This is a genomic window from Trinickia mobilis (assembly GCF_017315705.1).
GTDB lineage: Bacteria > Pseudomonadota > Gammaproteobacteria > Burkholderiales > Burkholderiaceae > Trinickia_A > Trinickia_A mobilis.
On sequence record NZ_JAFLRF010000081.1, the window covers coordinates 1 to 8,692 of the forward strand.

8 protein-coding genes and 1 pseudogene are annotated in these 8,692 nt (G+C 57.0%); 8 read left to right on the plus strand and 1 reads right to left on the minus strand.

All coding sequences use genetic code 11. The features are described from left to right. The coding region (locus tag J3489_RS36535; RefSeq protein WP_207005666.1) for a phosphopantetheine-binding protein at window positions 1–255 on the plus strand (255 nt) is incomplete at its 5' end. Window positions 256–423: 168 nt separating this feature from the next. Then, the gene (locus J3489_RS36540; RefSeq protein WP_207005667.1) at window positions 424–1,221 is read left to right on the plus strand and encodes a transporter substrate-binding domain-containing protein; all 798 of its coding nucleotides are present in this window, start codon (window positions 424–426) and stop codon (window positions 1,219–1,221) included. Window positions 1,222–1,241: 20 nt separating this feature from the next. Here the strand turns inward: J3489_RS36540 and J3489_RS36545 are convergent. Next, a pseudogene (locus J3489_RS36545) lies at window positions 1,242–1,882 on the minus strand (IS630 family transposase); the annotation flags it as partial. Window positions 1,883–1,941: 59 nt separating this feature from the next. Between J3489_RS36545 and J3489_RS36550 the strand changes: the two are divergent. The 6 genes from J3489_RS36550 to J3489_RS36575 all read left to right on the plus strand — a co-directional run. Next, window positions 1,942–2,406 carry a hypothetical protein gene (locus tag J3489_RS36550; protein ID WP_207005668.1) on the plus strand — a complete coding sequence of 155 codons (465 nt, stop codon included), beginning with the start codon at window positions 1,942–1,944 and terminating at the stop codon, window positions 2,404–2,406. A gap of 57 nt (window positions 2,407–2,463) precedes the next feature. Next, window positions 2,464–3,660, plus strand: coding sequence for a LeuA family protein (locus J3489_RS36555; RefSeq protein ID WP_207005669.1), 1,197 nt, complete (start codon window positions 2,464–2,466; stop codon window positions 3,658–3,660). Between the two features lie 43 nt (window positions 3,661–3,703). Next, the gene (locus J3489_RS36560) at window positions 3,704–4,708 is read left to right on the plus strand and encodes a TauD/TfdA family dioxygenase (RefSeq protein WP_207005670.1); all 1,005 of its coding nucleotides are present in this window, start codon (window positions 3,704–3,706) and stop codon (window positions 4,706–4,708) included. 84 nt (window positions 4,709–4,792) lie between these two features. After that, window positions 4,793–6,193 carry a 3-isopropylmalate dehydratase large subunit gene (gene leuC, locus J3489_RS36565; RefSeq protein ID WP_207005671.1) on the plus strand — a complete coding sequence of 467 codons (1,401 nt, stop codon included), beginning with the start codon at window positions 4,793–4,795 and terminating at the stop codon, window positions 6,191–6,193. Window positions 6,194–6,201: 8 nt separating this feature from the next. After that, on the plus strand, window positions 6,202–6,765 hold the full coding sequence (leuD, locus tag J3489_RS36570) for a 3-isopropylmalate dehydratase small subunit (protein ID WP_207005672.1): 564 nt from the start codon (window positions 6,202–6,204) through the stop codon (window positions 6,763–6,765). Between the two features lie 112 nt (window positions 6,766–6,877). Further along, window positions 6,878–8,692 (plus strand): condensation domain-containing protein (locus tag J3489_RS36575; RefSeq protein WP_309491488.1); only part of this gene is annotated, 1,815 nt, incomplete at its 3' end.

Genomic DNA, 8,692 nt, shown 5'->3' on the forward strand with positions numbered 1-8,692 from the left:
GGCCGGGAGTACGAGGCGCCGCAGGGGGAGACGGAGACGCTGATCGCGCAGATCTGGGAGCAGGTGCTGGGCGTGGCGCGCGTCAGTCGCGCGGACAACTTCTTCGAGCTGGGCGGACACTCGCTGCTGGCCATGCGAGTCGTGGAGCGGATGCTTGCCGCGAATCTGATCGTTGACGCACGCGCTTTCTTTATTACAGCCAACCTCGCAGAGCTGGCGACGGCGGCAAGAAAAATGAAGGAAATAGAACTGTGAATGTCAATGATCTCCTTGTAAGGCTGGACAGAAGCAATATTACGCTTGCCCTCAAGGACGGGAGCTCGTCGTGCGAGGTGAAGAAGACGCAATCGATGATCATCTGCTGCATCCCGCCGGCATGCGGCGACAGAACCTGCGCAACACGTCACTGTTGGAGATTGACCCATGGGACAGAATAAATTGTCCAGCAGGGAATCACCTTCGGCGTCGTATTCTATTAAGGATGTCGGCGCCGCGCCAAACGAACTTGCAGCAGTTGGCAAACTCAGAGTTGGCGTGGTTTTCGCGCCAGCGGCTTCAACTTACTTCGTCGTCAAGCGTGATGACGGCGAGCCATGCGGCGTCACTGTCGACCTAGGTAGGGCTCTCGCTAAGGCCGCCGACGTCCCTGTTGAGTTTTTCGCTACGCCTAACTCAGGCGAATTGACCGATGCGGTCGAAAACGAACTGATCGACGTGGCGTTTGTGCCAATCGACGATGAACGCAGGAGGCGTGTGGCGTTCGGACCTGCCTATTTCAACGCCGAGAGCACGTGCCTCGTTCAGGGAAATTCGGAATTCAAATCGGTCTTGGACCTCAACCGGCCAGAAGTGCGGGTTGCCGGCATATCGAACACGACGACAATTCGCAGTGCAGTGCGTGTTCTGCATTTGTCTACGATCATGCCGGTCTCCTCTATCGGCGAGGCCATCGACATGTTGTGCAGCGGCCGCGTTGACGCGGTCGCTCTATCACGCGATGTCCTAGCCGCTTACCAGCCGCGAATCGTTGGGTCTCGCCTTCTCGACGGGAGTTTGCATGCAACCGGCATTGCGATTGCAATTCCAAAAGGGCGGCCGCTGGCGCTTGCTTACGTCCGCGCCTTCCTCGATAACGCCAAGGCGTCCGGGTTGATCCGTCGCGTGTTTGACCTGAATGGTTTTGAGGCAGAACCTGTCGCACCAATCGACAGCGCGACTTAATACCACAGCCGTAACTAATTCGTGGTGCCATGGCGAACGTAGTCGTGCGCGACGCCTTCGACGTAGCCGAAGCCCATCGGCAGCATGGGCTGCGTGCGTTCGAGCGCCTGTCATTGGCTCTTCTCGTCCACGCACAGGACCAATGCATTCTCGGGCGGGCTCGGGTACAGGCCGACCACGTCGCGCAGTTTCTCGATGAAGAATTGATCGGTCGAGAGCTTGAAGCTTTCGCTGCGATGCGGTTGCAGGCCGAGCAGCTTGAAGTAACGGTGCAAACTCTTTGGCGAGATAGCCGTTTCGGCGGCGATCGTGCGCACGCTCCAGTGCGTGGAGCCATCCGCCGGCTTTGTGTGCAGGGTCTTGTGAATCAGTTGAGCCAGCCTCTCATCGTCAATCGTGCGCGGTTTGCCGGGACGTACTTCGTCATACAGCCCGTTGATGCGATGCTCCAGGAACCGGATACGCCACTTGCCCACCTGGCACGCGTGAGTTGAAGACGCTGGGCAATTGCGCTGTTGCGCTCCCCGGCAGCAGCAGGCAGCACGATGCGCGCACGCGTCACCAGCGCCGCCGAAATCGAGCGCGAACGCGCGATCGAAGTCAGTTGCGAGCGCTCATCTTCACTCAACACCAGTTCGGCCTTCGGTCGTCCTATGGGCATGCTGGTAGTTAACAACAGAACGGAACACTAGAAGGTTGCAAAAGGCGTCGGCGCCAGACATGCGCGAAGAGTACGAATACCACTGTCTGATTGCGGTTAGGTTCGCCTTTACAAACTGGCTTTCGCATTTGCGTCCGGGTGCTTGCCAAACTGCCGCAGGATTGTCCTCCTCGGGCAGCGGGCGCGTGGCTGTCAAACCGGCCCGCAATCAGCCGCATTCGGGCGGGTGGATTTCCGTTGTGCTGCAAAAAAGGACACGAATGGTGAGCAGATCTGTGAACATCGACGACCACAACTGCAATCATGCAGAAAAATTGGTTTATCAGTGGTCCTGCATGTCGGGTTATGCGATGGAAGAGGCATTCTACGACGGGCGCGCGCCATGTGACTTTGCGACGTTAATAAGAACGCAAAACGTTGACTATTCAAGTGCTGGTGCTGCTCTAGGAGCCGACGAAGCGGAATGCTCGAGGAGCGGCGATGATCGACACGATGTTGATCTCCGGGCCTCAGTAGTTCGATGAGAAACGCTCTCTTTTCAAGTAAGAAATGCACATCAAGACATTCAGGATTTAGTCGACATGGACAGTCAAACGTATAGTGAAAATTCAGTATCGCAGCAGCGTCGTCATTTGACGTTTCTTGATACCACGTTGAGAGACGGTGAGCAGGCACCGGACAATGCCATGACGCCGGAGCAGAAGCTGAAGCTGGCGCTGATGCTGGAGGATGCAGGCGTCGAAACCATCGAGTTGGGGTTTCCTGCGTCGTCGCCCGCCGACTTTATAGCGACGGAGATGATCAGCGCCCAGTTGACAAGTTCTTCATTTGCAACGTTTTCGCGAGCGCTGATCAAGGACGTGGAGACCGCGATCAAGGCAGGCGGTACGAGTGATCGTCACCTGGTCATGATGGTCGCGACAGGAAGCGATTTGCACCTGAAGCACAAACGCAATATCACGCGCAATCAAGGTATCCTGGAAGTCGAGTCTGCCGTCGCGTTCGCCCGTAGCGCAAGCATTCGAAATATTGCGGTCGGAATTGAGGATGCGAGCAGGGCCGACCATGGCTATATGGAGATGCTCGCTTCGGCTGCCGTGGACGCTGGTGCGAACCAGATCATCTTCGCCGACACCACGGGCTACGCGACACCAGACAGTTTTTATCGGCTAATCAAAAGCGCGCGTGACTGGGTCGGACCGACGGTCAAGCTTTCGACGCACTGTCACAACGATCTGGGGCTTGGCCTTGCCAACGCTCTCGCCGGCGTGAACGCCGGGGCCGACGAAGTCCAGGCTACGCTGGGCGGCATTGGAGAAAGGGCAGGCAATACGTCGCTGGAACAGATGGTTGCTCTGTTGCAGTACAAGAACGAATACAGCGTTTTCAGCAACATCAAGCTTTCGAAGTTGTACTCCGCATACAACTGCTTGCGGGAAATCGTCGGTTTAGAAGAGCAACGCACCCAGCCGCTGTTCGGAAAACACGCTTTCAGCACTGCTGCGGGAATACACCAGCAGGGAATTCTGAACAACCCCGACACATACGAATATGTAAAGCCCGAGGATGTGGGGCGCATGAGAAAACTGCTGGTTTCCCGCCATTCTGGCCGTTCGGTAATCAGGCACACTCTCGGCAGCATGCGCGTCGAATTCGACGAGTCAGACGTAGATCGCTTGTATGAAGCGCTCATCTGCGGAGGACATCAGCCAACCTGCTCAGAATTGAACGATCTGGAAGCGCGGATTCGTGTGGAGTTTTTTGGTGTAAATGTCTGAGTAACAGAGTGATTTTTCGCATAGCCGGGTTGGATATATATATATGAAACCTATTTACGTCTTTAGCGATGTCGAGAGCCGTATCGTCAAGCGGATGTTCGAAGCCATCGATGTGTCGCCCTATGCCGACTATCACCGCTTCTCGGATGAACTTCGCAGCAAGGTGAGCGCACATGGAATGCCTGCCTTTCTGAAAAATCTTAGTGAGCAGATTGCTGAAAGCCGGAAGGATGGGTGTTCCATCCACGTGCTTGAAAATTGCCCGGTCGATGAAGACCTGCCTTATCTGGGACACGTCAATCCAGCGGCGGACAAGAAGCGCGAGAAAAAGAGTTTCGTGGCAGAATCGTTTATGGAGTTGATTTCCCTTATTCTTGGAAATCCGCTGATCTCCTATAGTGATCGCAACGACGGAGACTTCTTTACGGACGTGATCTCGCTCGACCGCTTCAGGGGAGGGCGTAGCGGGTTTTCCGACGGAGATCTGGTCTATCACAACGATCGAGCAAGTCATCCTGTGCGCGCGGACTACATTGCGTTGCTCGGAATGCGCTGCGTTCCCGATGATTTGACTTATACGACATACGTAGACGGAAGAGATATTCTTGAGCGCCTGTCTGAGTCCAGCCGCGCCGCTCTAAAGGTCAGTTGTTTCGTGACGGACATCGACGATCGGACGCGTGAAAAGAATCCAGATCGGAAACACTCCGAGCCTCATGCGATTCTAAGCGACGACTGCGCAATCCGCTTCATTGATACGCTAACCAGGCCTAATGTTGATGCTCCGCGCACAGCGCTGGAAGCGCTGCTTGAATTCAAAGATGCCATTAGCAATGCGAAGAAATATCGACATCGCATCAAGAATGGCGATCTGCTGATCTTTTCAAACCAGTATGGTTTGCATAACAGGGAAAGAATTGAAATCCCGGAGGACGGGGCGCATGACGACCGGTGGTTGTTGAAGACGTACAATTTTTCGAGTCATCAGGTGGCGCAAAAGCATGCGTCGCATTGGGTCGGCAGCAAATTCGGATGCGTGTCTAACTGATATCCGCCCAGGGATTTTGAATATTGGCCATAAGCCGGGTCGTTATGTCGCCTATCGCACAATCGGCTTTGTGGAGAAATTGTCATGCCGAAGACACTATTCCAAAAAATTCTTGGCGCGCATCGGGTCGCCTCCCTGAATGACTGGGAAGACCTGATTTACATCGATCTTCATTTGCTACATGAGATCAACACGCCGCAAGCTTTCGATGGATTGAGGTCCGCGGGGCGGATGGTGCGCAGGCCGGAGCTGACGCTTGCCACCGAGGACCATAACACTCCGACCCGCTCGGTGGATGCTCTCAATTCCGACGCCGCTGTCAGGCGTCAGGTTGACTTGCTTCGAGCCAATTGCGAGGAGTTTGGCATACGGAATCTGCGTCTCGGAGAGGCGGGCCAGGGAATAGTTCACGTACTGGCGCCGGAGCAAGGGCGTGTGTTTCCCGGTTCCACGTTGGTATGCTGCGACTCGCACACCACGACCCATGGGGCGTTTGCTGCTCTTGCGCTCGGGATCGGCACGAGCCAGGTCGAGCATGTTTTGGCGACCCAGACATTGCGCCTTCCGAAAGCCAGGACGATGCGCATGACGATCAAGAATCGACTCGGGGACAAAGTCAGCGCGAAAGATCTGGCGCTCGAGATCATCAATCGCTTCGGTACGGGCTGTGGCATCGGTCACGTCGTCGAGTTTGCCGGGGAAGCGGTAAATGCGCTCAGCATGGAAGGCCGGATGACTCTTTGCAACATGTCGGTTGAGGCCGGAGCGCGCGCCGGAATTATCGGTGTCGACAACGTGACAATTGACTACCTACGCGCAGCGTTTGCAGTGAGCGGGCGACAGCTAGACCCCGAAGATGTAGCACGGTGGCGTCAGTATTGCAGCGACGATCTCTCGGTATTCGATGCGGAAATGGAAATTGACGCAGCTTCCGTCAAGGAGCGCGTGACTTGGGGCACGGTCCCTTCCCAAAGTATCGGCTTTGACGAGCCCATACCAGACATAGCCAGTTTGGTCGGCGATACCGAGCGGCAGGCGGCCGAAAGAGCATTTGCGTACATGCAGGTCCGTCCTGGGCAAATGCTACGGGATATCAGGATCACTAAGGTGTTCGTTGGATCATGCACCAACGGCCGCTTGGAGGACTTGCGCGCCGCGGCAGCGGTACTGGCCGGTCGTCGTGTTCACAAAGACGTTCACATGGTCGTGGTTCCTGGCTCGATGAAGGTTTGCGAGCAAGCTATCCGGGAAGGAATCGACGAAGTTTTTATAAAGGCCGGAGTCGATTTCCGGCGTCTCTCGGGATGTTCGATGTGCGTCGGGCTGAATGAAGACCGCCTTTCCGAGGGCGAACGCTCGCTATCGACCAGCAATAGGAATTTCGAGGGTCGGCAAGGTCCCCGCGCAATGACACATATCGGATCGCCGGCGGTCGCAGCAGCAACTGCGGTGCTCGGGCGAATTGCAAGTCCCACTGACCTTTGAGAGCGACCATGCCTAATTTGCATTGCAGTGTATTGGGATTGCCGCTGCGCAAGAGTAATGTGGATACGGACCAGATCATTCCTGCACGCTTCTGTTACAAGCCAACCCGGTCGGGGCACGGCCAATCCCTGTTCGGGGATTGGCGGCAAGATGAAAAATTCGTACTGAATGACGTGCGATATCAAGGCGCAAAAGCAATCGTTGCGGGGCGCGAGTTTGGAACTGGTTCTTCGCGCGAGTATGCGGTGTGGGCAATCAAAGACGCTGGGTTCGATTATGTGATTTCCGCAAATTTCGGTGATATTTTTTACCGTAATTCGATTTTAAATGGCCTGCTGCCTGTCAGGATCGAAGAGTCTGGAATCTATCGCCTGTGGGAGCTTCTTGAAAAAGATCCGGCAATGTCTCTGGAGATAGATCTGTGCAGCAAGAAATTATCGGCTGCGGGATTGGTGTCTGACATTTTGATCAGCGATCGGGATGTGGATCGATATATGTCGGAAATGAGCGAAATAGAAGAGACGCTATTGTTAATTGCCGACATCGAAGAATTCGAAGCCAAAAATTTCTGATTCTCGACCTGATATTTTATGTTCGTGTCGACGGCATTGGTAATGTGCCGATGTAATTCCGGAAAGATTGTCTTTTTGGATAATTTGATCTATTTAATTGAGGGATGTGGCTGTGAGCATCGATGAGCTTATTGCCAGGTTGACTGAGGCTAAGATCAAGCTGTCCGTTAAAGATGGGAAGCTGATGGTCTTGGCGGAGGAACATAAACTGGATGACGATTTTCTTTTATCGAAAATAAGGGAAAAGAAGACCGAACTGATTTCTCTTCTGAAATCGGAGCGATCAGGAATTATATGGTCGGGTCGATCGCTAACTGCGATTCCATTGGATTGCGAAGTGATCCGTCCGGAGATGCTGACGCTGGTGGAGCTGAGCGAGAATGAGATCAGCAGCCTGGTGGAGCGGATCGAGGGGGGGGCGCGCAATGTGCAGGATATCTATCCGCTCGCGCCACTGCAGGAGGGTGTGCTGTTCCATCACCTGCTGGAGGGCGAGGGGGATCCGTACCTGATGTCGTTGCTGCTGGAGTACGACAGCCGGTCGCGGATGGACCGTTATCTCGAGGCGCTGCAGGCGGTCGTCGCGCGGCACGATGCGCTGCGCACGAGCGTGCACTGGGAAGGGGTGCGAGAGCCGGTGCAGGTGGTGTGGCGTGACGCGCCGCTAGTGATCGAGGAGGTCGGGGGCTTCGAAGACGGTGCCGACGTGGCCGACCAGCTGCACAGGCGTTTCGATCCGCGGCATCACCGTATCGATGTGCAGCGTGCGCCGTTGCTCAGGGGACATATTGCCCAGGATCCGGCCAGCGGCCGCTGGCTGCTCATGCTGCTGTTCCACCACCTGGCGAGCGATCACGTGACGCTGGAGGTGCTGCAGCAGGAGGTCGTCGCGCATCTGCGTGGAGAGGAGTCGCAGCTGCCGGTCCCGCTACCGTTCCGCAACGTGGTGGCGCAGGCTCGCCTGGGTGCCGGTGTGGAGGAGCAGGAAGGGTTCTTCCGCAGGATGCTCGGGGAGGTGGCAGAGCCCACCGCGCCGCTGGGCATGATGGAGGTGCGCGGCGACGGGATTGACGCGGACGAGGCACGGCAGATGGTGGAGTCCGCGCTGTCGCAGCGGGTGCGCAGGCAGGCGCGGGAGGTGGGAGTGAATGCGGCGAGCCTGTTCCACTTGGTGTGGGCGCAGGTGGTGGGACAGCTGTCGGGGCGTGAGGACGTGGTGTTCGGCACAGTGTTGTTTGGGCGGATGCAGGGGCTCACGGGAGCGGAGCGGATCGTCGGTCCAATGATCAACACGTTGCCGGTGCGCATCGGGGTGGGCACGCAGCCGGTGCGCGAGGGCGTGCGGCGGGTTCATGCGTTGCTCGGCGAGCTGATGCATTACGAGCATGCGCCGCTGGTGCTGGCGCAGCGCTGCAGCGGGGTGCCGGCGGGCATGCCGTTGTTCACTGCGCTGCTGAACTACCGGCACAGTGCGGGCAGCGGCACGGGCGAAGGCGGCTGGGAGGGCACCCGGATTTTACGAAGCGAGGAGCGCACGAACTACCCGTTCACGCTGTCGGTGGACGATCTGGGCGAGGGTTTCGGGCTGACGGTCAGGACCGTGGGGGCGATTGGGGCAAAGCGTCTTTGCGGGTATGTGCACAACGTGCTGCAGGGGCTGGTGGATGCGCTTGAGAGTGCGCCGCAGCAGGCGATTGGAGCGATCGGGATGCTGGGGCCGCAGGAGCGCGAGCAGATCCTGAGGGAGTGGAACGGGACGGCTGAGGCGCTGCCTGAGCAGACGCTGGTGGAGCTGTTCGAGGCGCAGGTGCAGAAGGCGCCGGAGGCGGTGGCGGTGGTGTACGAGGGCGCGTCGCTGAGCTACGGCGAGCTGAACGGGAGATCGAACCGGCTGGCGCGGGAGCTGCGGGCGCGAGGGGTGGGCGCG

Bases quoted from the DNA above. Each gene is read 5' to 3' on its own strand.
- J3489_RS36560 (WP_207005670.1), top strand. From the start codon at position 3,704: ATGAAACCTATTTACGTCTTTAGCGATGTCGAGAGCCGTATCGTCAAG.
- leuC (WP_207005671.1), top strand. From the start codon at position 4,793: ATGCCGAAGACACTATTCCAAAAAATTCTTGGCGCGCATCGGGTCGCC.
- leuD (WP_207005672.1), top strand. From the start codon at position 6,202: ATGCCTAATTTGCATTGCAGTGTATTGGGATTGCCGCTGCGCAAGAGT.
- J3489_RS36540 (WP_207005667.1), top strand. From the start codon at position 424: ATGGGACAGAATAAATTGTCCAGCAGGGAATCACCTTCGGCGTCGTAT.
- J3489_RS36550 (WP_207005668.1), top strand. From the start codon at position 1,942: ATGCGCGAAGAGTACGAATACCACTGTCTGATTGCGGTTAGGTTCGCC.
- J3489_RS36555 (WP_207005669.1), top strand. From the start codon at position 2,464: ATGGACAGTCAAACGTATAGTGAAAATTCAGTATCGCAGCAGCGTCGT.